This window comes from Brevundimonas sp. NPDC046655, from assembly GCF_044901625.1.
GTDB lineage: Bacteria > Pseudomonadota > Alphaproteobacteria > Caulobacterales > Caulobacteraceae > Brevundimonas.
The window spans coordinates 1,045,779-1,064,944 of sequence record NZ_JBJDPV010000001.1; the positions used below are offsets into that span (position 1 = coordinate 1,045,779).

General features: G+C 65.5%; 30 protein-coding genes. 2 read left to right on the plus strand and 28 right to left on the minus strand.

The genetic code is table 11. From position 1 onward, the window contains the following. Positions 1–99: 99 nt before the first annotated feature. A complete protein-coding gene (locus ACI2KI_RS05145) occupies positions 100–1,407 on the minus strand; it encodes a TCR/Tet family MFS transporter (protein ID WP_404618316.1) in 1,308 nt (435 codons plus the stop codon). Between the two features lie 166 nt (positions 1,408–1,573). Continuing rightward, on the minus strand, positions 1,574–2,800 hold the full coding sequence (locus ACI2KI_RS05150; protein WP_404618318.1) for an ectonucleotide pyrophosphatase/phosphodiesterase: 1,227 nt from the start codon (positions 2,798–2,800) through the stop codon (positions 1,574–1,576). A 100-nt stretch (positions 2,801–2,900) separates the two neighbouring features. Between ACI2KI_RS05150 and ACI2KI_RS05155 the strand changes: the two genes are divergently transcribed. Together ACI2KI_RS05155 and ACI2KI_RS05160 are read left to right on the plus strand one after the other, a co-directional pair. After that, the gene (locus ACI2KI_RS05155) at positions 2,901–3,824 is read left to right on the plus strand and encodes an ABC transporter ATP-binding protein (protein WP_404618320.1); all 924 of its coding nucleotides are present in this window, start codon (positions 2,901–2,903) and stop codon (positions 3,822–3,824) included. After that, the gene (locus ACI2KI_RS05160) at positions 3,814–4,677 is read left to right on the plus strand and encodes an ABC transporter permease subunit (RefSeq protein WP_404618322.1); all 864 of its coding nucleotides are present in this window, start codon (positions 3,814–3,816) and stop codon (positions 4,675–4,677) included. The genes ACI2KI_RS05155 and ACI2KI_RS05160 overlap by 11 nt, the downstream gene beginning before the upstream one ends. 41 nt (positions 4,678–4,718) lie before the next feature. On the opposite strand, the gene ACI2KI_RS05165 is transcribed toward ACI2KI_RS05160, so the two are convergent. From ACI2KI_RS05165 to rplB, 26 genes are all read right to left on the minus strand, one after another. Next, the gene (locus ACI2KI_RS05165; RefSeq protein ID WP_404618324.1) at positions 4,719–5,207 is read right to left on the minus strand and encodes a GNAT family N-acetyltransferase; all 489 of its coding nucleotides are present in this window, start codon (positions 5,205–5,207) and stop codon (positions 4,719–4,721) included. 95 nt (positions 5,208–5,302) lie between these two features. Next, on the minus strand, positions 5,303–5,719 hold the full coding sequence (gene rplQ, locus ACI2KI_RS05170; RefSeq protein ID WP_105563656.1) for a 50S ribosomal protein L17: 417 nt from the start codon (positions 5,717–5,719) through the stop codon (positions 5,303–5,305). A gap of 115 nt (positions 5,720–5,834) precedes the next feature. Continuing rightward, positions 5,835–6,854, minus strand: coding sequence for a DNA-directed RNA polymerase subunit alpha (locus ACI2KI_RS05175; protein WP_207826445.1), 1,020 nt, complete (start codon positions 6,852–6,854; stop codon positions 5,835–5,837). A gap of 94 nt (positions 6,855–6,948) precedes the next feature. Beyond that, the gene (gene rpsK / locus ACI2KI_RS05180) at positions 6,949–7,338 is read right to left on the minus strand and encodes a 30S ribosomal protein S11 (RefSeq protein WP_292083332.1); all 390 of its coding nucleotides are present in this window, start codon (positions 7,336–7,338) and stop codon (positions 6,949–6,951) included. A gap of 16 nt (positions 7,339–7,354) precedes the next feature. Continuing rightward, on the minus strand, positions 7,355–7,723 hold the full coding sequence (rpsM, locus tag ACI2KI_RS05185; RefSeq protein ID WP_105563653.1) for a 30S ribosomal protein S13: 369 nt from the start codon (positions 7,721–7,723) through the stop codon (positions 7,355–7,357). Positions 7,724–7,832: 109 nt separating this feature from the next. Next, positions 7,833–8,585, minus strand: coding sequence for a hypothetical protein (locus ACI2KI_RS05190; protein ID WP_404618326.1), 753 nt, complete (start codon positions 8,583–8,585; stop codon positions 7,833–7,835). Between the two features lie 84 nt (positions 8,586–8,669). Further along, positions 8,670–9,386, minus strand: coding sequence for a TonB family protein (locus tag ACI2KI_RS05195; protein ID WP_404618328.1), 717 nt, complete (start codon positions 9,384–9,386; stop codon positions 8,670–8,672). Between the two features lie 65 nt (positions 9,387–9,451). Beyond that, positions 9,452–10,012 carry an adenylate kinase gene (locus ACI2KI_RS05200; RefSeq protein WP_292083334.1) on the minus strand — a complete coding sequence of 187 codons (561 nt, stop codon included), beginning with the start codon at positions 10,010–10,012 and terminating at the stop codon, positions 9,452–9,454. A gap of 24 nt (positions 10,013–10,036) precedes the next feature. Next, positions 10,037–11,416, minus strand: coding sequence for a preprotein translocase subunit SecY (gene secY, locus ACI2KI_RS05205; protein ID WP_292083335.1), 1,380 nt, complete (start codon positions 11,414–11,416; stop codon positions 10,037–10,039). Positions 11,417–11,563: 147 nt separating this feature from the next. Continuing rightward, positions 11,564–12,157, minus strand: coding sequence for a 50S ribosomal protein L15 (gene rplO / locus ACI2KI_RS05210; RefSeq protein WP_404618330.1), 594 nt, complete (start codon positions 12,155–12,157; stop codon positions 11,564–11,566). A 160-nt stretch (positions 12,158–12,317) separates the two neighbouring features. Continuing rightward, positions 12,318–12,512, minus strand: coding sequence for a 50S ribosomal protein L30 (gene rpmD / locus ACI2KI_RS05215; protein ID WP_105563648.1), 195 nt, complete (start codon positions 12,510–12,512; stop codon positions 12,318–12,320). Positions 12,513–12,517: 5 nt separating this feature from the next. Beyond that, a complete protein-coding gene (gene rpsE, locus ACI2KI_RS05220; RefSeq protein ID WP_292036860.1) occupies positions 12,518–13,123 on the minus strand; it encodes a 30S ribosomal protein S5 in 606 nt (201 codons plus the stop codon). 13 nt (positions 13,124–13,136) lie between these two features. Continuing rightward, positions 13,137–13,493 (minus strand): 50S ribosomal protein L18, encoded by a 357-nt coding sequence (rplR, locus tag ACI2KI_RS05225; RefSeq protein WP_105563646.1) that lies wholly within the window; start codon positions 13,491–13,493, stop codon positions 13,137–13,139. 3 nt (positions 13,494–13,496) lie between these two features. Next, positions 13,497–14,030, minus strand: a complete 534-nt coding sequence (rplF, locus tag ACI2KI_RS05230; RefSeq protein WP_292083336.1) for a 50S ribosomal protein L6 — start codon at positions 14,028–14,030, stop codon at positions 13,497–13,499. Position 14,031: 1 nt separating this feature from the next. Continuing rightward, positions 14,032–14,430 (minus strand): 30S ribosomal protein S8, encoded by a 399-nt coding sequence (gene rpsH, locus ACI2KI_RS05235; protein WP_292083337.1) that lies wholly within the window; start codon positions 14,428–14,430, stop codon positions 14,032–14,034. Between the two features lie 15 nt (positions 14,431–14,445). Continuing rightward, the gene (rpsN, locus tag ACI2KI_RS05240; RefSeq protein ID WP_292083338.1) at positions 14,446–14,751 is read right to left on the minus strand and encodes a 30S ribosomal protein S14; all 306 of its coding nucleotides are present in this window, start codon (positions 14,749–14,751) and stop codon (positions 14,446–14,448) included. Positions 14,752–14,770: 19 nt separating this feature from the next. Beyond that, positions 14,771–15,331 carry a 50S ribosomal protein L5 gene (gene rplE, locus ACI2KI_RS05245; RefSeq protein ID WP_292083339.1) on the minus strand — a complete coding sequence of 187 codons (561 nt, stop codon included), beginning with the start codon at positions 15,329–15,331 and terminating at the stop codon, positions 14,771–14,773. Continuing rightward, entirely contained in the window at positions 15,331–15,639 is a 309-nt protein-coding gene (gene rplX, locus ACI2KI_RS05250) for a 50S ribosomal protein L24 (RefSeq protein ID WP_292083340.1), read from the minus strand. Before rplX ends, rplE begins: the two co-directional genes overlap by 1 nt. Before the next feature lies 1 nt (position 15,640). Then, positions 15,641–16,009 (minus strand): 50S ribosomal protein L14, encoded by a 369-nt coding sequence (gene rplN, locus ACI2KI_RS05255; protein WP_021698481.1) that lies wholly within the window; start codon positions 16,007–16,009, stop codon positions 15,641–15,643. A gap of 18 nt (positions 16,010–16,027) precedes the next feature. Further along, the gene (rpsQ, locus tag ACI2KI_RS05260) at positions 16,028–16,270 is read right to left on the minus strand and encodes a 30S ribosomal protein S17 (protein WP_105563640.1); all 243 of its coding nucleotides are present in this window, start codon (positions 16,268–16,270) and stop codon (positions 16,028–16,030) included. Positions 16,271–16,280: 10 nt separating this feature from the next. Continuing rightward, a complete protein-coding gene (rpmC, locus tag ACI2KI_RS05265) occupies positions 16,281–16,478 on the minus strand; it encodes a 50S ribosomal protein L29 (RefSeq protein WP_207826400.1) in 198 nt (65 codons plus the stop codon). Then, on the minus strand, positions 16,478–16,915 hold the full coding sequence (gene rplP, locus ACI2KI_RS05270; protein ID WP_292083341.1) for a 50S ribosomal protein L16: 438 nt from the start codon (positions 16,913–16,915) through the stop codon (positions 16,478–16,480). The genes rpmC and rplP overlap by 1 nt, the downstream gene beginning before the upstream one ends. 6 nt (positions 16,916–16,921) lie before the next feature. Continuing rightward, on the minus strand, positions 16,922–17,665 hold the full coding sequence (gene rpsC, locus ACI2KI_RS05275; RefSeq protein WP_292083342.1) for a 30S ribosomal protein S3: 744 nt from the start codon (positions 17,663–17,665) through the stop codon (positions 16,922–16,924). Continuing rightward, positions 17,665–18,045, minus strand: coding sequence for a 50S ribosomal protein L22 (rplV, locus tag ACI2KI_RS05280; RefSeq protein ID WP_105563636.1), 381 nt, complete (start codon positions 18,043–18,045; stop codon positions 17,665–17,667). The genes rpsC and rplV overlap by 1 nt, the downstream gene beginning before the upstream one ends. 3 nt (positions 18,046–18,048) lie before the next feature. Beyond that, positions 18,049–18,327 (minus strand): 30S ribosomal protein S19, encoded by a 279-nt coding sequence (gene rpsS / locus ACI2KI_RS05285; RefSeq protein WP_184272436.1) that lies wholly within the window; start codon positions 18,325–18,327, stop codon positions 18,049–18,051. Between the two features lie 2 nt (positions 18,328–18,329). Next, the gene (gene rplB / locus ACI2KI_RS05290; protein WP_312065393.1) at positions 18,330–19,166 is read right to left on the minus strand and encodes a 50S ribosomal protein L2; all 837 of its coding nucleotides are present in this window, start codon (positions 19,164–19,166) and stop codon (positions 18,330–18,332) included.

Here is a 19,166-nt window from a genome sequence, read left to right on the forward strand (position 1 = left end):
TCGTCCGGTCTCATTCGGAAGGCTGAGTTTACAAGGCATTGCGCAACGGGTTTGAGACAGGATCAAGGCCAACAGCCAAGCCTGACGCCCGCGCCGCGATCAAACGAGCGTGACCTCGTCCCGTTCCGCCCGCCGCGCGGTGATCCAGCCGATCAGCGCCGCCAAGCCCAGGACAACCGCCGCCAGATAGAAGGCCAACCCCGGCGTGGACAGAGCGTCCACGATCCTCGACGCCAGACCAACATCGACCCCGACACCCCGCAGCCACGCAGAGACAGGCTCGAACCCTTCTCCCACCGACACCGAATAGATCCAGCCGAAGAACAGCGGCGAAGCCACCCCGGCGATGGAGGCGACGCTCATGTTGGCGCCCTGCAATTGCCCCTGCTCGCTCTCGCCCACTCTCCGCGTCATCAGCGACTGCAGCGTCGGCATGGCCAGTCCCCACAGGGCGTTGGGCAGCATGGCGATAATGAAGGCGACGCCCGTCGGGGCCCAGCCCATCAGGGCGATGCCCACGGTGCCGCCGCACAGACCGAAGATCATGGTCATCCGGTCGCCCAGCTTCTTCGACACCGGCCCGACCAGAACGCCCTGGACGATCATGTCCAGCACGCCGACCAGGGCCAGCAGCATCCCGACCTCCCACGGCCCCCAGCCATATCTCAGCCCGGCATAGAGGACGAAGACCGCCGAAAAGACGTGGTGGGCGAAGTAGAGCAGGAAGTTCACGATCGCGAGGCCGGTCAGTTCCGCGTGACGACGCAACAGCATCATGGCCCCGACCGGATTGGCCCGCCCCCAGCTGAACTTCATCCGCTTCTCGGGCGCCAGGCTCTCGGGCAGGATGAACAGGCCATAGAGGAAGGCCACGCCCGACAGACCGCCCGCCACCCAGAAGGGCACGCGCGGGCCGAACTCGCCTAGGAATCCGCCCAGCACGGGCCCCAGCACGAAGCCGCCCGAGAAGGCCGCGCCGATCAGGCCGTAGGCTCGCGCCCGTTTCTCAGGCTCGGTGATGTCGGCCATGTAGGCGTAGATGGTCGTGAAGCTGGACGAGGTGACCCCCGCAATCAGCCGCCCCGCCGCCAGCCACCACAGGTTGGGCGCCAGCGCCATCAGCACATAGTCCGCCGCCAGCCCGGCGCAGCTGATCAGGATGACCGGCCGACGCCCGTACTGGTCCGACAGCGAGCCGATCACCGGCGAGGCCAGGAACTGCATCCCCGCCCACAGGGCGATGAAGAGTCCGTTCAGCAAGCCCGCCTGGGCGTTGGAGCCAACGAACTCCTCGATCAGGTGCGGCAGGACCGGGATGACGATCCCCATGGCCACGATATCCAGCACCGCAGTCACGAGGATGAAGGCGATCGCCGCGCGGCGGACCTTGGGATGATGCAGGGACATGGAACGCCGATCTGTTGGACGGGTGTTCTAGACCGCGCCCCCTCGCCCGTCATCCCGGAAGCCCTCAGGGCTATCCGGGACCGCAGGAGGCGCCGACCTCTGCGTCTTGGGCGGTCCCGGATCTGCGCCTCTCTGCGAGAGGCTTCGTCCGGGATGACGAAGCGGGTTAGTGCGTGGTCACCGCCAAAGTATCCTCCGGACGCCCGTCGCCGCGCGGCGCGTCGACGCCCAGCAGGCGCGCCAGGAAGGGCTGAACGTCCACGCTGTCCAGATCGGTCAACCGTCGGCCCGGAACCACGCCCAGCCCGTGGGCGATGAAGATGGCGGCCATGTCCGGCGAGAAGTTGTCATAGCCGTGCGCCCCGCCCGGCTTGGTCACCGGCCGCGTCTTGGTCGTGAAGGTCCAGCCCGGCTCGGAGGCGCAGACGATGGCCGAAACACGCGGATTGGAGCCCAGCACGAACCGCGCCGGAATCTCGCTCTTCTTCCAGCAATCCAGATGCGGGCGCGAACCCAGCAGCGCCGCCTCGACCTCGGCCTCGCGACCGGGGACCGGGTTCAGGAAGGTCACCGCGCCGGAATAGATGATCTGGATCGCCGCCGGGTCGATCAGGTCGTCGATCCACGTCACCCGCTCGGGCGATGTGGCCGCCATGCCGTGATCGGACACGACCACCAGCACGGTGCGCTCATAGAGGCCCCGCGCCTTCAGCCCCTCGACCAGACGGCCGATGGAGGCGTCGACCGAGCGGATCGCCTCGGCGGTTTCGGGCGCGTCGGGACCGTTGTGGTGGCCCTGGGTGTCGACGATGTCGAAATAGAGGGTGGTCAGCTGCGGTCGTTGATCCGCAGGCAGGTCCATCCATTGCAGCACGCGGTCCACGCGCGCATCGCCCGGCATCCCTTGATCAAAGGTCGTCCAGTAGGTCGGGCGCACGCCGCGAATATCGGCCTCGGAGCCCGGCCAGAACATGGTGGCGGTCTTCACCCCCGCCTTTTCGGCCGAGACCCAGATCGGCTCGCCCTGATCCCACCAGCGGCGGTCGGTCACGGCCTGCTTGTTGCCCAGCGAGAACCGGCCCAGTTCGGCGTCGATCATGTTGTTGCCGACGATGCCGTGGTGGTCCGGGTGCAGACCCGTCACCAGCGTATAGTGATTGGGAAAGGTCACGCTGGGGAAGGACGGCCGCATCGACCCCGTCGCCCCCTCGCCCGCCAGACGCGACAGGTTGGGCGTGACGCCGCGATCCAGATAGTCGGCGCGGAACCCGTCGATGGAGATCAGCATGACCAGCGGCGGCTCGACCGGCTGCGGCTCGGGGGTCTGACCCGGCGTGGTGGCGCAGGCGGTCAGAAGCAGGGCCAGACACAGGCCTGCGACGCGAGAAAACATGGGGAACTCCGAAGCGACTTCGGGGAGATTGCCTAAGCTTAATCTGCGACAGGCAGAAGACGGCTTGCCGGTTTATCCCCACCGGGCCAAGCTCTGCAGCATGACCGCTGTTATCGAAACGATCGGCCTGACCAAGACCTATGGCGCAGTGCGCGCCCTGGACGGGCTGAGCCTCTCTATCCCGCGCGGCGGGGTTTACGGCGTGCTGGGGCCGAACGGCGCCGGCAAGTCCACCCTGTTCCGCATCCTGCTGGGCCTGATCCGGCCGACGGCAGGCGAGGTCCGGGTCTTGGGCCAGCACGCGGGCGATCCCGCCGTCATGCGCCGCATCGGCTCCATGATCGAGACGCCCCGCTTCCCGCCCTACATGACCGCGCGTCAGGTGCTGGAATGGCTGGCGCTGGCGCATGGAATGGGCAAGGACGCCGCCATCGAGGCCTGGCTGGACCGCGTCGGCTTGACCGAGGCCGCCAACCGCCGCGTGCGCGGCTTCTCGGTCGGCATGTTGCAGCGCCTCGGCGTCGCCGCCGCCCTGATGACCAAGCCCGACCTCGTCATCCTGGATGAGCCGACCAGCGGCATGGACCCGCCCGGCATCCAGGAGATGCGCGCCCTGATCCGCAGCCTGGCCGACGACGACGGCGTGACCATCATCCTGGCCAGCCACCAGTTGCTCGAAGTCCAACGCGTCTGCGACCGGGTCGCCATCTTCAATCGCGGGACGCTGGCCGCCGAGGGCAAGGTCAGCGAACTGACCGCTGCCGGCGAGCGCCTGCGCCTGTCGGCCACGCCCCTGGCCAAGATCATGGGCGTCCTGGGCGACAAGGGGTCGCTGGACGGCGACGCCGTTCTGGCCGCCATTCCGCGCGCCGAGGGTCCCGCCCTGCTGCGCGCCCTGATCGAACAGGGCGTGGACATCGACGAGGCCCGCTGGGTCGGCGCCGATCTGGAAAGCGTCTTCATGGCCGAAACCGGCCCCGCGCGCACCGAGGCGCAAATCCGCGAGGCCCTCCATGCTGGCTGACGCCATCCGCTCCGAATCCTGGCGCCTGCTTCGCAACCGCACCGCGATCTTCTGGAGCGTCTTCTTCGTGCCAGTCGTCGGCCTGCTCGTATCGGCCCTCGGCTTCTTCCTGCTCAAGTCGAAGGCGGCCCAGATCAACGGCGGCCAACTGCCCCCGGAACTGTCGCTCGGCGGCCCTCTGGACCTGGGACAGGCTCTCGCCAGCAATGCCGGCGACCTGGCCAACCCGGCCATCCTCGCGTTCCTGCTGATCGGCGCCGCCACCCTCTATGCAGGCGACTATCGCTGGGAGACCTGGCGTCTGATCAGCGCCCGTAACAGCCGACCGAACCTGCTGTTGGGCAAGGTCGGGGTGCTGAAAATGCTGACGCTAGCGGCCATGCTGACCTTCCTGCTGAGCGGCGCCCTGTCCGAAGTGATCAAGGCCGCGATCTTCGCCCGCCCCCTGACCTTCACCTTCGGCGCGATCGAGGCTGGCCAGTTCGGGCTGCTCTTCCTGCTGTCCTTCGTGCGGGTGGTGCAGTTCCTGATGATCAGCCTGCTGGCCGCCACCGTCACCCGATCGCTGCTGGCGGCCCTGTTCATCCCGCTAGTGCTTGGCATCGGCCAGTTCTTCCTCGGCGGGCCGTTCGCGCCCCTGCTGGGGCTGGAGCCGGGCGACTGGCTGACGCACCTGTTGCTCCCCGGCGCCGCGTTCGAGACGCTCAAGACGCTGATCAAGGGCGGCATGGCAGCCACCACCCTGCCCGACGGCGTCGCCATCAAGGCCATCCTCAGCCTGGCTCTATGGAGCCTCGTCCCCCTTGGGGCCGCCATCGCCTGGTTCGGCCGTCAGGACCTGTCGAAGGAGTAGCGGTTAGTGCGAAATCGGTTTGGACGCCCTCGCGTCCAAACTCAGATCTTCGCCTGAGAGATCAGCCGCTTCTCCATCCAGACGTCGGCGCGCGCATAGGGCGTCGGCTGAGGCGGCAGATTCACGAAGCCGAACCGGGCATAGAGCCCCAGCGCCGGGCCCAGCGTCGAGCTGGTCTCCAGATAGAGGCGGTGCGCGCCCGCATCCCGCGCCGCCGCCTCGCAAGCCTCCAGCAGCCGCAGAGCCAGCCCGCCGCCGCGCGCCTCAGGCCGCACCGTCATCTTGGTCACCTCATAGCCGCCGTCCGCCATGGCGATCAGGCCGCAGCAGCCGACCGAAACCCCGCCCCGCTCGGCGAAGAAGATGTGACCGCCCTTGGCCAGGATCTGTCCCTCGGGATCGTCCAGCGTCAGATGATCCTTTGCCTCCAGGGCGAAGCCGCCCTCAGCCAGCCAATCCGCATTGAGCGCCCTCCAAACGGCGCGATGGTCGGGCGTGTAGGCGACGATGGGGTCTTCGAGCTTGCTCATGCTCGCTCTATCGCCCCCCGCATCGCGGCGGACAATGAAAAAGGCGGCCGGATCGCTCCAGCCGCCTCTTCATGTCTTCAGGTTGAAGAAGCCGATCAGGCTTCGTCGCCCTCGATGGCGAAGACAGGACCGGAGTCCTTGCCCTTGGCTTCGACGTCGCGATCGACGAACTCGATCACAGCCATCGCGGCGTTGTCGCCGTGACGGAAGCCGGCCTTCATGATGCGGATGTAACCGCCCGAACGTTCGGCGTAGCGCGGGCCGATCGTTTCAAACAGCTTGCCGACTTGCGGCACGTCGCGGACGGCGCTGATGGCCTGACGACGAGCGTGCAGGTCGCCCTTCTTGGCGAGCGTGACCAGCTTCTCAACGAAGGGACGCAGTTCCTTCGCCTTCGGCAGGGTGGTCGTGATTTGCTCGTGCTTGATCAGCGAGGCGGCCATGTTGGCGAACATGGCTTGGCGGTGGCTGACCGTACGGCCGAGCTTGCGGTAAGCGGCGCCGTGGCGCATCGGGGTCTCTCCTACTCAACCCTGGTTTCCGGCCTAATCATAGGGGCGGGACCTGGGGCCTTTTCATTCTAACCGCCCCATCCGCGCCGACAGGCGCTGGGCGGAGGGTTGATGATCAGATCTGGTCGTCGAACTTTTTGGCCAGATCTTCGATGTTTTCGGGCGGCCAGTTCGGCACGTCCATGCCGAGCGACAGGCCCATCGTCGCGAGAACTTCCTTGATCTCGTTCAGCGACTTGCGGCCGAAGTTCGGGGTGCGAAGCATTTCGCCCTCGGTCTTCTGGATCAGGTCGCCGATGTAGACGATGTTGTCGTTCTTCAGGCAGTTCGCCGAGCGGACCGACAGCTCCAGTTCGTCGACCTTCTTGAGCAGGGCCGGGTTGAAGGGCAGGTCGGGCTTGCCGTCCGTCGCCTCAACCGCCTTGGTCGGCTCGTCGAAGGTGATGAAGATCTGCAGCTGGTCTTGCAGGATGCGGGCGGCGTAAGCCACCGCGTCAACCGGCGAGACGGCGCCGTTGGTTTCAACTTCCAGGATCAGCTTGTCGTAATCCATCGACTGCCCCTGACGGGTCGGCTCGACGCGATAGGCGACGCGCTTGACCGGCGAGTACAGGGCGTCGACGGCGATCAGGCCGATCGGCGCATCTTCCGGGCGGTTCAGTTCGGCGGCGACATAGCCCTTGCCGTTCTGGACCGTCAGTTCCATGCGGATCGAAGCGCCGTCGTCCAGCGTGCAGATGACGTGATCGGGGTTCAGAACCTCGATGTCAGCCGGAACTTCTATCTGGCCCGCCGTGACGACGCCGGGGCCCGTGGCGCGCAGGGTCATGCGCTTGGGGCCTTCGGCGTGCATGCGCAGCGCCAGTTGCTTGATGTTCAGGACGATGTCGACCACGTCTTCCCGCACGCCTTCCAGCGACGAGAACTCGTGAACAACGCCGTCGATCTGGATAGCCGTGACCGCCGCGCCTTGCAGCGAGGACAGAAGAACGCGACGAAGCGCGTTGCCGAGCGTCACACCGAAACCGCGCTCGAGGGGCTCAGCGACCAGACGCGCCTTGCGCAGCGGGTCGGAACCGCCTTCCACTTGCGGCTTCTCGGGACGGATCAGCTCTTGCCAGTTTCTTTCGATCATAGAGTCCCTCGAACGGGTTTCGTCGGCTCCGGCCTTGTCGACGAGGCCATGGTGGAGCCGACGGAGATTGGGGGTGCCTGGAGCGCTGTCGCGATTAGACGCGGCGACGCTTGGGCGGACGGCAACCGTTGTGCGGCATCGGGGTGACGTCGCGGATGGTCGTGATCGTCAGACCGACGGCCTGCAGAGCGCGGAGCGCCGACTCACGGCCGGAACCCGGACCCGAGACGTTGACTTCCAGCGTCTTCACGCCGTGCTCTTGAGCCTTCTTGCCGGCGTCTTCAGCAGCCATCTGGGCGGCGTACGGGGTCGACTTGCGCGAACCCTTGAAGCCCATGTGACCGGCCGACGACCAGGAAATCGCGTTCCCTTGGGCGTCCGTGATCGTGATCATGGTGTTGTTGAAAGAGGCGTTCACGTGAGCCACGCCCGACGTGATGTTCTTGCGTTCGCGGCGCTTAATGCGACCCGGTTCCTTAGCCATCGGTCAGCTCTTTCTCTTACTTCTTCTTGCCGGCGATCGGCTTGGCCGGGCCCTTGCGGGTGCGGGCGTTGGTGTGCGTGCGCTGACCGCGGACCGGCAGGCCCTTGCGGTGACGCAGGCCGCGGTAGCAGGCCAGGTCCATCAGGCGCTTGATGTTCATCGAGGTTTCGCGGCGCAGGTCGCCCTCGACGGTGTGATCCTTGTCGATCGTTTCACGGATCTGCAGGATTTCAGCATCAGTCAGCGAGTTGACGCGGCGAGCAGGCTCAATGCCGACCTTCGCGGTGATTTCCTTGGCGGCGTGCGCGCCGATGCCATGGATGTACTGAAGCGCGATTTCGACGCGCTTGTTGGTCGGAATGTTGACGCCAGCGATACGGGCCACGAGAATCTCCAGATACGCTTAAACAGACGCGGAAACCGCTCCGGTCAACAGACCTGGAACGTGTGCGCCCTTCGCGGAAGCGGCCCTTATACAGGGGATTCTCATGGCGTCAACGGGCGCGCTCGCCAGCGGCCTCGGCTTCCACCGCAGCCGGGGGAAAGGCCACTGCGATCATCTGCCGATGCCGACCGCCAAATCGGCCCAACCGACTGGGCGGCTGATAGCGAAACTCGGCCGCCTTGCGCAAGGCGGCCTGCCCCACGCCCCGGCCGACGGGGTGTTCCTCCCTGACGCGACAGTCCTCGAGCCGGTCGCGACCCGCTCGGATATAGCACTGCATGATCGCATAGGCGCCGGGAAGCGCAGCCAGAGAACTGGCGGCGACGTCCGTCGTCATGACGGCGCCCTGCGGGCCGCTGATCAAGACTGGTCCCGCGCCGCGCCCCAGCCCTGAGCCATTCCCGTCGCCTTCCCCCAGACCGCGACCTTCCCCGCTATCGCCCAGGCCCATGCCCGCGTCGATGGAAGGCGCGACAGCCTGACCGATCTCAAGCGCCGGCAGCGGCGCCAAGGCCTGCGGCGCCGCCAACTCGGCCCGTTCAACATCGGGGTCCGGTTGGACGTGAATTCGCGACGGCGTCGCCCTGCCCTCTCCGCCCGCCTCTAGGCCCGTCGCCATCGACGCCGTGAGGGGACGTCGCATCATGAGAACATCAAACACGGGTAGCGCCAGCGGCTGTTCAGCCGCCTCAAGCCGATTCATGGCGAAAGCGATGATCAGGGCCAGATGCGCAACACTCACCAGAGCAACCACGCCCAGACGCCTCTGGTCGCCAGCCCCCCAATTCATGGCAATCGTCATCGGGCCTCTCCGCCGCTTTCGAAATAACAACGAGATGCGGCCATCATGCGCCAGGATGCACGACGTTCAACCCCTAGCCGACCGTCAGGGCCAGATGACCACGACAGGAACCTCCTGATTGTCCACAGGCGCACCGTCGCGAACCGGCGGCTGAAAGCGAAAATGGGCCGATACCGCCAAGGCCGCCTGACCAAAGCCCATGCCCGGCGGGGCCTCCTCCATGACTCGGCACCCCTCCAGACGGGTGTCCAACCGGATACGGCAGGACAGGGATACACGCCCCCCCATGCGTCGTCGAAAGGCCGCTGGCGGATGAACCGCCCGCAGATCGGCCTGGGTCGGACCGCGCAACAACCTGAAACGGGAGCCTCCTGACCCTGGCCCCGCCCCGGAGCCGACACCGACGCCGGACCCGCCCCCCTCGCCGCCCAATCCCTGCCCAGGCGTCGGGCTGGCTTCAGGCGCGACGCCGATCACCAGCGGCGGCTGAGGCGCGGGCCGGTGCGGCGCAGTCAACTCCGGCGGGCGCTCGGCTTTGCGCAGCGGCGAATGGGTCCTGGACGCCGCCGCCGGGGCCCCGCCGCCTTCGGCGCGCGCAGGCTTGGGCGGCGGAAGCGGTCGGGGCGGAATTGGCGACGGCCGGACGAGCTCTACCTCGACCGGCCGTGACAAAGGCGTGGGGGATATGTCGGGCTGAAGGCGCCCGAGCAGGCCGAACAGGACCAGATGCAGAAAACCGACACCCACCGTCACGCTCGCCTTCGCGAGCCTGACGTTTCGAGACGACGGTCTGCTGCTCATCTGCGCCCCTTTGAAGCGAATGCCCGAACGCCTAACGCCCGAACATCGCTTCCGATCAGGGCGCCCTAGACCAAGGCGCCGTCGATGGCGGCGGCGACCGTGGCGATATCGCCCATGCCGTCAATCTCGGTCAGCTTGCCCTGGGCTTCGTAATAGGGAAGCAGCGGCGCGGTCTGGGCGTTGTAGACGGCCAGGCGGTCCTTGAAAGTCTCCGGATTGTCGTCCGGACGGCCTTGCTCGGCGAAACGCTTGCCGATGCGGGCGGTCAGGGCTTCGTCGTCGACCTTCAGGCGAACAACGCGGTCGATCTGAGCGCCCCGCTTGGCCAGCATGGCGTCCAGGGCCTCGGCCTGGGCCACGTTGCGCGGGAAGCCGTCGAAGATGGCGCCGCCGGCGGCCTCGGCCTCCGGCAGGCGGTCCTCGATCAAGGCGATGACGATCTCGTCGGTGACGAGGTCGCCGCGCGCCAGCACGTCCTTGACCTTGAGGCCCAGTTCCGAGCCGGACGCAATCGCCGCGCGAAGCATGTCGCCGGTCGAGAGCTGGATCATGCCTCGCTCCTCAACCAGACGCTTGGCTTGCGTGCCCTTGCCGGCCGCGGGCGGCCCGAACAGGATCAGATTCATCTTGCGGGCTCCCCTACCCGACGATCAGCGGCGGGCGGGGGCGGAACCGCCCCGGCCGCCGCGACCACGCAGCTTGGCCTTCTTGATCAGGCCCTCGTACTGGTGCGCCAGCAGTTGGGACTGGATCTGGGCGACAGTGTCCATCGTGACCGAGACGACGATCAAGATAGACGTTCCTCCGAAGTAGAGGCTGTTACCCAGACTGCTGACCAGGAACTCAGGCAGCAGGCAGACCGCGGTGATGTAGGCGGCGCCGATCACCGTCAGGCGCGTCAGCACATAGTCCAGGTACTCGGCCGTGCGCTTGCCCGGACGGATCCCCGGCAGGAAGCCGCCGTACTTGCGCAGGTTCTCGGCCGTGTCCTCGGGGTTGAAGGTGATCGAGGTGTAGAAGAAGCAGAAGAAGACGATCAGGACCGCATACAGGATCATGAACAGCGGCTGGCCGTGCGTCAGCTGCGCCGTCACCAGCGGCAGCCAGCTCATCCACTCGGGCAGATTGGCCTGGGCGGTGAAGGTGGCGACCGTCGTCGGCAGCATCAGCAGCGACGAGGCGAAGATGGCCGGGATGACGCCGGCGGTGTTGACCTTCAGCGGCAGGAACGAGCGCTCGCCGCCCGTCATGCGGTTGCCTTCCTGGCGCTTCGGATACTGGATCAGAAGGCGGCGCTGGGCGCGCTCCATGAAGACGATGAAGACGATGGTGGCCACAGCCAGGATGGCGATGAACAGCAGCACGAAGGCCGACATCTGACCCTGTTGGGCCAGGCCCAGCAGGCGGGCGACGGTGGACGGCAGAACCGCCACGATGCCGGCGAAGATGATCAGCGAGATGCCGTTGCCGACGCCGCGCGCCGTCACCTGCTCGCCCAGCCACATCAGGAACATGGTGCCGCCGGTCAGGGTGGTGACCGTCGAGATGATGAAGAAGAGGCCGGGCTGGTCGATCAGGCCGGCCTGGGCGTTCAGACCCGCCGCGATGCCGAAGGACTGGGCCAGAGCCAGGAAGACCGTCAGATAACGGGTGTACTGGTTCAGCTGCTTGCGACCGCTTTCGCCGCCTTCCTTCTTCAGCTTCTCCCAGGGCGGGTAAACCGCACCCATCAGCTGCACGATGATCGAGGCCGAGATGTACGGCATCACGTTCAACGCGAAGACAGCCATACGCTCGACCGCGCCGCCCGAGAACATGTTGAACATGTCCAGGATGCCGCGCTGGCCGTCCGGGTTCTGGAAGAAGGCCAGGAAGGCCTCGGAATTGATGCCGGGAATCGGAACATAGGTGCCGATCCGATAGACCAGCAGCGCGCCCAGCGTGAACAGCAGGCGTTTGTGCAGCTCGGTCGCTTTCGCGAACGAGCCCATGTTCATATTGGCAGCGAGTTGTTCAGCGGCCGAAGCCATCAGGCGGTCCCCACGACTATGCCCGTCGTCAGATAGGCGGAAAGCGGCTCCCTTGCGAGAGCCGCTTTCGGAAAATCGTCATCCCGGTGCGGATGATCCCGGCGAACGCCGCATCAGCGGCGCTGGCACGGGATGACGATATCGATTTTAGGCCTTGGCGGCGGCGCGCTTGGCGCGGGCCGAGACCTTGTTGGCGTCGCCCAGCGGCGCCTTGGCGGCCGGAGCCTTGCCCTTGGCGGCGTTGCGCTTCTCGACGCGGGCAGCGGCCTTGGCTTCAGCGGCGATGCGCTTTTGCTCGACCTTGCCGCCGGCGGCTTCGATGGCCTTGATCGCGCCCGACGAGGCCGACCAGACGACCAGGTTCAGCTTGGCCTTCAGTTCGCCTTCGCCCAAAACGCGGACGCCGTCCTTGACGCGACGGATCACGCCGGCGGCCACCAGGGCGGCGCCGTTGATTTCAGCCTTGGCGTCCAGCTTGCCGGCGTCGATGGCTTCTTGCACGCGCCACAGGTTCACTTCAGCCAGCTTCAGCGCGTTCGGGTTGTTGAAGCCGCGCTTCGGCATACGCATGTACAGCGGCATTTGGCCGCCTTCGAAGCCGCCGATGGCGACGCCGGTACGCGACTTCTGACCCTTGACGCCGCGACCGGCGGTCTTGCCCTTGCCCGAACCCGGGCCGCGGCCGACGCGCATGCGCTTCTTGTGTGCGCCTTCGTTGTCGCGGATTTCGTTCAGTTTCATATGCCTGATCCTTTCGGGTTCTAGCGCCAGACCGCAAAGGCGACTCTGACTCGGCGTTGGAAAAATTGAAGGGCCGCTTCTAGGCGGCCCGTCGCTGCATCGCAAGATGCTTCTTCAAAGAGAAACGCCCTCCCCCGGGATCGGGAGAGGGCGCATCGTCTTATTTCTCGACCACTTCGACCATATGGGCGACCTTGGCGATCATCCCACGGACCGAAGGGGTGTCTTCCAGCGTCGACTCGCGGCCGATGCGGTTCAGACCCAGGCCCGACAGGGTGGCGCGCTGATCCGACTTGCGGCGGATCGGGCTGGCCGTCTGGCGAACCGTGACGGTGGCTTTTTCGTTCTTGGCCATGTCTATCAGCCCTCGACTGCTTCAGGCGCCGAAGCGCCGTCGTTGCGGCGGCCCATCAGGTCGGCGACCTTCTTGCCACGCTTTGCAGCAACCTGACGCGGCGACGATTGAACCTTCAGAGCTTCGAAGGTCGCGCGGATCATGTTGTAGGGGTTCGACGAGCCGGTCGACTTGCCCACGACGTCCTGGACGCCGAGGGTTTCGAGGACCGCACGCATCGGACCGCCGGCGATGACGCCCGTGCCGGGAGGGGCAGCGCGCATCATGATCTTGCCGGCGCCCCAACGGCCGTTGCCGTCGTGGTGCAGAGTGCGGTTCTCGCGCAGCGGAACGCGGATCATCGTCTTCTTGGCTTCTTCGGTCGCCTTACGGATGGCTTCCGGCACTTCGCGCGCCTTGCCGTGACCGAAGCCGACGCGGCCCTTGCCGTCGCCGACGACCATCAGGGCTGCGAACGAGAAACGACGGCCGCCTTTGACGGTGGCGGCGACGCGGTTGATGTGCACCAGCTTTTCGACGATGTCCGAATCCGGACCGTCGACAACAGGAGCGTTGCGGTCGCGGCGGTCGCGGTTCTGACCACCTTGTCCGCGTTGGGGTTCACGAGCCATGCTTCTCGATCCCTTAGAAGTTCAGGCCGGCTTCACGCGCGGCCTCCGCCAGCGCCTTGACGCGGCCGTGATAGATGTAGCCACCGCGGTCGAAGACGACGTCGGTGACGCCCTTCTCCTTGGCGCGCTCGGCGATCAGCTTGCCGATAGCAGCTGCGGCGGCGACGTCCGAACCCTTGGAACCCTTGCCGCCTTCGAGCGACGAGGCGGCGGCCACCGTGACGCCTTGGGCGTCGTCGATGATCTGAGCCGAGATGTTCTTGTCCGAACGGAAGACCGACAGACGCAGACGACCGTTGGCGACAGCCTTGAGGCGACGACGGTTGCGTTCGGCGCGGCGCTTGGCTTGTTGTTGCAGAGAAAGAGCCATGACTTACTTCTTCTTGCCTTCCTTGCGCCGGACGGTCTCGCCCTGATAGCGCACGCCCTTGCCCTTGTAGGGTTCCGGCGGACGCAGCTTGCGAATGACGGCGGCGATTTCACCGACGGCCTGCTTGTCGTTGCCCGAGATCTTGATCTCGGTCTGCTTCGGCACGACGAAGGTGATGCCGGCCGGCGGCGCGATGTCGACTTCATGCGAGAAGCCGAGCTGCAGCGACAGAGCCTGGCCCTTCAGCGCAGCGCGGTAACCCACGCCGACCAGTTCCAGGGTCTTTTCGAAGCCCGAGGTCACGCCGGTGACCATGTTGTCGACCAGGGTGCGCGACAGACCCCACATCGCGCGAGCGCGAGGCGTGTCCGAACGCGGGGTCAGCGACAGTTCGTCGCCTTCCTGCTTGACTTCGATCTCTTCGGCCACGGTCCAGGAGCGTTCGCCCTTGGGACCCTTGACCGAGACGGTCTGGCCGTTGAGCGTGACAGTCACGCCCTTCGGCACAGCAATGGTTTTCTTGCCAATACGGGACATATCAGTAGACCCTGCAGAGGACTTCGCCGCCGACGTTAGCGTCGCGGGCGGCGGCGTCGGACATGACGCCCTTCGAAGTCGAAAGGATCGAGATGCCGAGGCCGTTCTTGACCGGCTTCAGCTCGTTGATGGCCGAGTAAACGCGGCGGCCGGGCTTCGACACGCGGGCGATCTCAGCGATCACCGGCTGGCCGTCGAAGTACTTCAGCTCGATCTCGAACTGCGGGAACTCGCCGGGGTTCTGAACCAGCGAATAGCCGCGGATGTAGCCTTCGTCCTGCAGCACGTCGAGGACGCGCTGGCGCAGACGGGAGGCCGGGGTCAGCACCTTGGAACGCTTGCGGGTCGCCGCGTTCTTGATGCGAGCGATCATGTCGCTCAGGGGATCGTTGATCATCATATCTGTTCGCTCCCCTTACCAGCTCGACTTCGTCAGGCCGGGGATCTGCCCCAGGTTGCCGAGTTCGCGCAGGGCGATACGGCTCATCTTGAGCTTACGGTAGTAAGCCCGCGGGCGACCCGTCACTTCGCAACGGTTGCGAATGCGGCCCGGCGCGGAGTTGCGCGGCAGGGCTGCCAGCTTCAGACGAGCGTCGAAACGCTCTTCCAGCGGCAGGCTTTCATCGTTGGCGGTCGCCTTCAGGGCGGCGCGCTTTGCGGCATACTTCGCAACCAGAGCCTTGACGGCTTCGTTACGGTTTACGGCGCTTTTCTTAGCCATTGTTCTCTTCCCTTCCCGCTCAGTTCTTGATGAACGGGAACTTGAACTCGGTGAGGAGAGCCTTGGCTTCCTCATCGGTCTTGGCCGTGGTGCAGACGACGATGTCCATGCCCCACATCTGATCGATCTGGTCGTAGTTGATCTCAGGGAACACGATGTGTTCCTTCAGACCCGTGGCGTAGTTGCCGCGACCGTCGAACGAGGTGCCCTTCAGACCACGGAAATCCTTCACGCGCGGCAGCGCGATCGTGATGAAGCGGTCCAGGAACTCGTACATCTGGGCGCCGCGCAGCGTGACCTTGCCGCCGATGACCATGCCTTCGCGCAGCTTGAAGCCGGCGATGGAGTTACGAGCCTTCGTCGGCACAGCCTTCTGACCGGCGATGGCCGTCAGGTCCTTGAGGGCCGCATTGACCTTCTTGGAGTCTGCGACAGCTTCACCGACACCCATGTTCAGGACGATCTTGTCCAGCTTGGGGATCTGCATCTCGTTCGTGTAACCGAATTTTTCCTTCAGGGCGGCGCGGATGCGCTCCTGATATTCGGTCTTGAGACGCGGCGTGTACTTGGTGTCAGCCATTAGATGACGTCTCCCGTGGTCTTGGCGAAGCGAACCTTGGCGTCGCCCTCGACCTTGAAGCCGACGCGGGTCGCCTTGCCGTTGGCGTCGGCGATCGCGACGTTCGACAGGTGAAGCGAGGCTTCCTTGTGCTTGATGCCGCCTTGCGGGTCAGCCTGGGTCGGGCGCGTGTGGCGCTGAACCATGTTGACGCCTTGCACGACGACGCGGTTTTCGGTCGGCAGGACCTTCAGCACCTGGCCGGTGCGTCCCTTGTCCTTGCCGGTCAGGACGACGACCGTGTCGCCCTTCTTGATCTTGGCGGCCATATTACAGGACCTCCGGAGCCAGCGAGATGATCTTCATGTGGTTCTTGGCGCGCAGTTCGCGGGGAACCGGGCCGAAGATCCGCGTGCCGACAGGCTCGTTCTGCTTGTTGACGATGACGGCGGCCGACTTGTCAAAACGAATGACCGAGCCGTCCTTGCGCTGGATGTCCTTGGCGGTGCGAACGACGATGGCGCGAACGACGTCGCCCTTCTTCACGCGGCCGCGCGGGATAGCTTCCTTCACCGAGGCGACAATAGTGTCGCCCACCGAGGCGTAGCGGCGCTTGGAGCCGCCCAACACCTTGATGCACATGACCCGGCGGGCGCCCGAGTTATCGGCGACCTCCAGGTTAGTTTGCATCTGGATCATGGGATCCGATCCTTTTCTTTAGGAAGCCGAGGCGGGGGAAACGACTTCCCAACGCTTCAGCTTAGACTTGGGGGCGCACTCGACGATGCGCGCGACGTCGCCGACTTTGAGGGCGTTGCCCTCATCGTGAGCGTGGTACTTTTTGGACAGGCGGACGATCTTCTTCAGGACCGGGTGCAGCAGAGTGCGCTCGACCTTCACGACGACCGTCTTGTCGCCCTTGTCGGACACGACCACGCCTTCAAGAATACGTTTGGGCATAGGTGTTTCCTTAACCCGCCGCGCGGTTCGCACGCAGAAGCGTGGAAATACGGGCGATGTCCTTACGCACTTCCGAGACCCGGTGGGTCTTTTCCATCTGGCCGGTGGCGGCCTGGAAGCGCAGGTTGAACTGTTCCTTCTTGAGCTTCAGCAGCTCGTCGGCCAGTTGGTCGGGGGTTTGAGCCCGCAGATCAGCGATCTTGGTCATTACGCGGCTTGCTCCATAACGATGCCGGCGTCCAGGCGGGTGACCACCTTGGTGCGGACCGGCAGCTTGGCGGCGCCGAGGCGCAGCGCTTCGCGAGCCACATCGTCCGGCACGCCGTCGATTTCGAACAGGATACGGCCCGGGTGGCAGCGCGCGGCCCAGTGGTCCACGGCGCCCTTGCCCTTACCCATCCGGACTTCAGCCGGCTTGCCCGTGACGGGCAGATCCGGGAAGACGCGGATCCAGACGCGGCCCTGACGCTTCATCTGACGCGTGATCGCGCGGCGAGCCGCCTCGATCTGGCGCGCGGTGATGCGCTCGGGTTCCACCGTCTTCAGGCCGTAGGAGCCGAAGTTCAGCGAGAAACCACCCTTGGCCGAGCCATGGATGCGGCCCTTGAAGGCCTTGCGGTACTTGGTCTTTTTCGGTTGCAACATGGCCTATCAGCCCTCACGACCACGGCGCGGACCGCGATCACCGCGGGGGCCGCCACGGCCTTCGTTGGACGACGGACCCGAGGCTTCCTGGGCCCAACGCTTGTCCTGAGCCATCGGGTCGTGCTCGAGCACTTCACCCTTAAAGACCCAGACCTTCACGCCGATGATGCCGTAGGTCGTCTTGGCTTCGTAGAAGCCATAGTCGATGTCGGCGCGCAGGGTGTGAAGCGGCACGCGACCTTCGCGGTACCATTCCATACGAGCGATTTCGGCGCCGCCCAGACGGCCCGAAACGTTGATGCGGACGCCCTTGGCGCCGAGGCGCATGGCCGACTGCATCGAACGCTTCATGGCGCGACGGAAGGCGATCCGGCGCTCCAGCTGCTGAGCGATGTTTTCAGCGATCAGCTGCGCATCGGTTTCCGGCTTGCGGACTTCGACGATGTTCAGGTGAACTTCGCCTTCGGTGCGAGCCGAGATGTCCTTGCGGAGCTTCTCGATGTCAGCGCCCTTCTTGCCGATCACGACGCCCGGACGAGCGGCGTAGATCGTCACGCGGCACTTCTTGTGCGGGCGCTCGATGATGATGCGCGACACGCCGGCGGCGACCAGGCGTTCCTTGAGCCACGTACGCAGCTTCAGGTCCTGGTGCAGCAGGCGGGCGTAGTCGGCGCCGCCGGCGAACCAGCGGCTGTCCCACGTGCGGTTGACGCCGAGGCGCAGACCGACCGGATTGATTTTCTGTCCCATCAGGCGGCCTCGCCGGCTTCACGGACCACGATCGTGATCTCGCTGAACGGTTTCAGGATGCGCGACGAGCGACCACGAGCGCGGCTCGCGAAACGCTTCATCACCAGGTTCTTGCCCACGAAGGCCTCGGCGACGACCAGGTTGTCGATGTCGAGGTTATGGTTGTTTTCAGCGTTCGAAACGGCCGAATACAGAACCTTGCGGACGTCGGTGGCGATGCGCTTGCGGCTGAATTCCAGCTCGTTCAGCGCCTTCTGGACCGGCAGACCGCGGATCGAAGCGGCGACCAGGTTCAGCTTTTGCGGGCTGATGCGAACGTTGACCAGCTTGGCGCGAGCCTCGGTGGCGCCGACGCGGCGGGGGTTGTTGGACTTGGCCATCAGTTACTTCCTTTTGGCCTTCTTGTCCGCCGCGTGACCCGGGAAGTTCCGGGTCGGGGCGAACTCGCCAAACTTCATGCCGACCATGTCTTCGTTGACCATCACCGGCACGTGCTTCTGGCCGTTGTGGACGCCGAACGTCAGACCGACGAACTGGGGCAGTATGGTGGAGCGGCGCGACCAGGTCTTGATCACGTCCTTGCGGCCCGACGTTTGAACGGCGTCGGCCTTCTTGAGCAGATACCCGTCGACAAACGGGCCTTTCCAGGAGGAGCGGGCCATTCTTAGCGAGCCTTCTTCACGTGGCGAGTACGGATGATGAACTTATCCGTAGCCTTGTTCTTGCGGGTGCGGGTGCCCTTGGTGTCCTTGCCCCACGGCGTAACCGGGGTACGACCACCAGAGGTCCGGCCTTCACCACCACCATGCGGGTGGTCGATCGGGTTCATGGCGACGCCGCGAACGTGCGGACGGAAGCCCATGTGACGAACGCGACCGGCCTTGCCGAGGTTCTGGTTCATGTGGTCCGGGTTCGACACGGCGCCGACAGTGGCCATGCACGAGTCCAGAACCATACGCAGCTCGCCCGAGCCGAGACGGATCTGGGCGTAGCCCTGATCGCGACCGACCAGCTGGGCGTAGGCGCCGGCCGAACGGGCCAGCTGAGCGCCCTTGCCCGGCTTCATCTCGATGTTGTGGATGATCGTACCCACGGGCATCGAGCGCAGCGGCATGGCGTTGCCCGGCTTCACGTCGACCTTCTCACCAGCGACGATGACGTCGCCGGCCTTCAGGCGTTGCGGAGCGATGATGTAGGTCTTTTCGCCGTCCGGGTAGGTCACCAGGGCGATGAAGGCGGTGCGGTTCGGGTCGTATTCCAGACGCTCGACCGTGCCGACCACGTCCCACTTGCGACGCTTGAAGTCGATCTTGCGGTACAGGGTCTTGGCGCCGCCGCCGCGGAAGCGGACAGCGATGCGACCGCCCTGGCCACGGCCGCCCGACTTGGTCAAGCCTTCGGTCAGCGACTTCTCGGGACGGCCCTTGTGGAGCTCGGACCGGTCGACCAGCACCAGGGCGCGGCGGCCCGGCGACGTCGGATTGTAATGCTTCAGAGCCAT

Bases quoted from the DNA above. Each gene is read 5' to 3' on its own strand.
- ACI2KI_RS05165 (WP_404618324.1), bottom strand. From the start codon at position 5,207: ATGAGCAAGCTCGAAGACCCCATCGTCGCCTACACGCCCGACCATCGC.
- rplO (WP_404618330.1), bottom strand. From the start codon at position 12,157: ATGAAACTGAACGAAATCCGCGACAACGAAGGCGCACACAAGAAGCGC.
- rplB (WP_312065393.1), bottom strand. From the start codon at position 19,166: ATGGCTCTGAAGCATTACAATCCGACGTCGCCGGGCCGCCGCGCCCTG.
- secY (WP_292083335.1), bottom strand. From the start codon at position 11,416: ATGGCTTCGGCCGCTGAACAACTCGCTGCCAATATGAACATGGGCTCG.
- rplV (WP_105563636.1), bottom strand. From the start codon at position 18,045: ATGGCCAAGTCCAACAACCCCCGCCGCGTCGGCGCCACCGAGGCTCGC.
- ACI2KI_RS05150 (WP_404618318.1), bottom strand. From the start codon at position 2,800: ATGTTTTCTCGCGTCGCAGGCCTGTGTCTGGCCCTGCTTCTGACCGCC.
- rpsS (WP_184272436.1), bottom strand. From the start codon at position 18,327: ATGGCCCGCTCCTCCTGGAAAGGCCCGTTTGTCGACGGGTATCTGCTC.
- rplP (WP_292083341.1), bottom strand. From the start codon at position 16,915: ATGTTGCAACCGAAAAAGACCAAGTACCGCAAGGCCTTCAAGGGCCGC.
- ACI2KI_RS05175 (WP_207826445.1), bottom strand. From the start codon at position 6,854: ATGATCGAAAGAAACTGGCAAGAGCTGATCCGTCCCGAGAAGCCGCAA.
- rpsE (WP_292036860.1), bottom strand. From the start codon at position 13,123: ATGGCTCGTGAACCCCAACGCGGACAAGGTGGTCAGAACCGCGACCGC.
- ACI2KI_RS05200 (WP_292083334.1), bottom strand. From the start codon at position 10,012: ATGAATCTGATCCTGTTCGGGCCGCCCGCGGCCGGCAAGGGCACGCAA.
- rpsK (WP_292083332.1), bottom strand. From the start codon at position 7,338: ATGGCTAAGGAACCGGGTCGCATTAAGCGCCGCGAACGCAAGAACATC.
- ACI2KI_RS05155 (WP_404618320.1), top strand. From the start codon at position 2,901: ATGACCGCTGTTATCGAAACGATCGGCCTGACCAAGACCTATGGCGCA.
- rpsC (WP_292083342.1), bottom strand. From the start codon at position 17,665: ATGGGACAGAAAATCAATCCGGTCGGTCTGCGCCTCGGCGTCAACCGC.
- ACI2KI_RS05160 (WP_404618322.1), top strand. From the start codon at position 3,814: ATGCTGGCTGACGCCATCCGCTCCGAATCCTGGCGCCTGCTTCGCAAC.
- rplX (WP_292083340.1), bottom strand. From the start codon at position 15,639: ATGGCCGCCAAGATCAAGAAGGGCGACACGGTCGTCGTCCTGACCGGC.
- rplQ (WP_105563656.1), bottom strand. From the start codon at position 5,719: ATGCGCCACGGCGCCGCTTACCGCAAGCTCGGCCGTACGGTCAGCCAC.
- ACI2KI_RS05190 (WP_404618326.1), bottom strand. From the start codon at position 8,585: ATGACGATTGCCATGAATTGGGGGGCTGGCGACCAGAGGCGTCTGGGC.
- rpsH (WP_292083337.1), bottom strand. From the start codon at position 14,430: ATGATGATCAACGATCCCCTGAGCGACATGATCGCTCGCATCAAGAAC.
- rpsQ (WP_105563640.1), bottom strand. From the start codon at position 16,270: ATGCCCAAACGTATTCTTGAAGGCGTGGTCGTGTCCGACAAGGGCGAC.
- rpmC (WP_207826400.1), bottom strand. From the start codon at position 16,478: ATGACCAAGATCGCTGATCTGCGGGCTCAAACCCCCGACCAACTGGCC.
- ACI2KI_RS05145 (WP_404618316.1), bottom strand. From the start codon at position 1,407: ATGTCCCTGCATCATCCCAAGGTCCGCCGCGCGGCGATCGCCTTCATC.
- rplN (WP_021698481.1), bottom strand. From the start codon at position 16,009: ATGATCCAGATGCAAACTAACCTGGAGGTCGCCGATAACTCGGGCGCC.
- rpmD (WP_105563648.1), bottom strand. From the start codon at position 12,512: ATGGCCAAGAACGAAAAAGCCACCGTCACGGTTCGCCAGACGGCCAGC.
- rpsN (WP_292083338.1), bottom strand. From the start codon at position 14,751: ATGGCTAAGAAAAGCGCCGTAAACCGTAACGAAGCCGTCAAGGCTCTG.
- rplF (WP_292083336.1), bottom strand. From the start codon at position 14,030: ATGTCCCGTATTGGCAAGAAAACCATTGCTGTGCCGAAGGGCGTGACT.
- rplR (WP_105563646.1), bottom strand. From the start codon at position 13,493: ATGGCTCTTTCTCTGCAACAACAAGCCAAGCGCCGCGCCGAACGCAAC.
- ACI2KI_RS05195 (WP_404618328.1), bottom strand. From the start codon at position 9,386: ATGAGCAGCAGACCGTCGTCTCGAAACGTCAGGCTCGCGAAGGCGAGC.
- rplE (WP_292083339.1), bottom strand. From the start codon at position 15,331: ATGGCTGACACCAAGTACACGCCGCGTCTCAAGACCGAATATCAGGAG.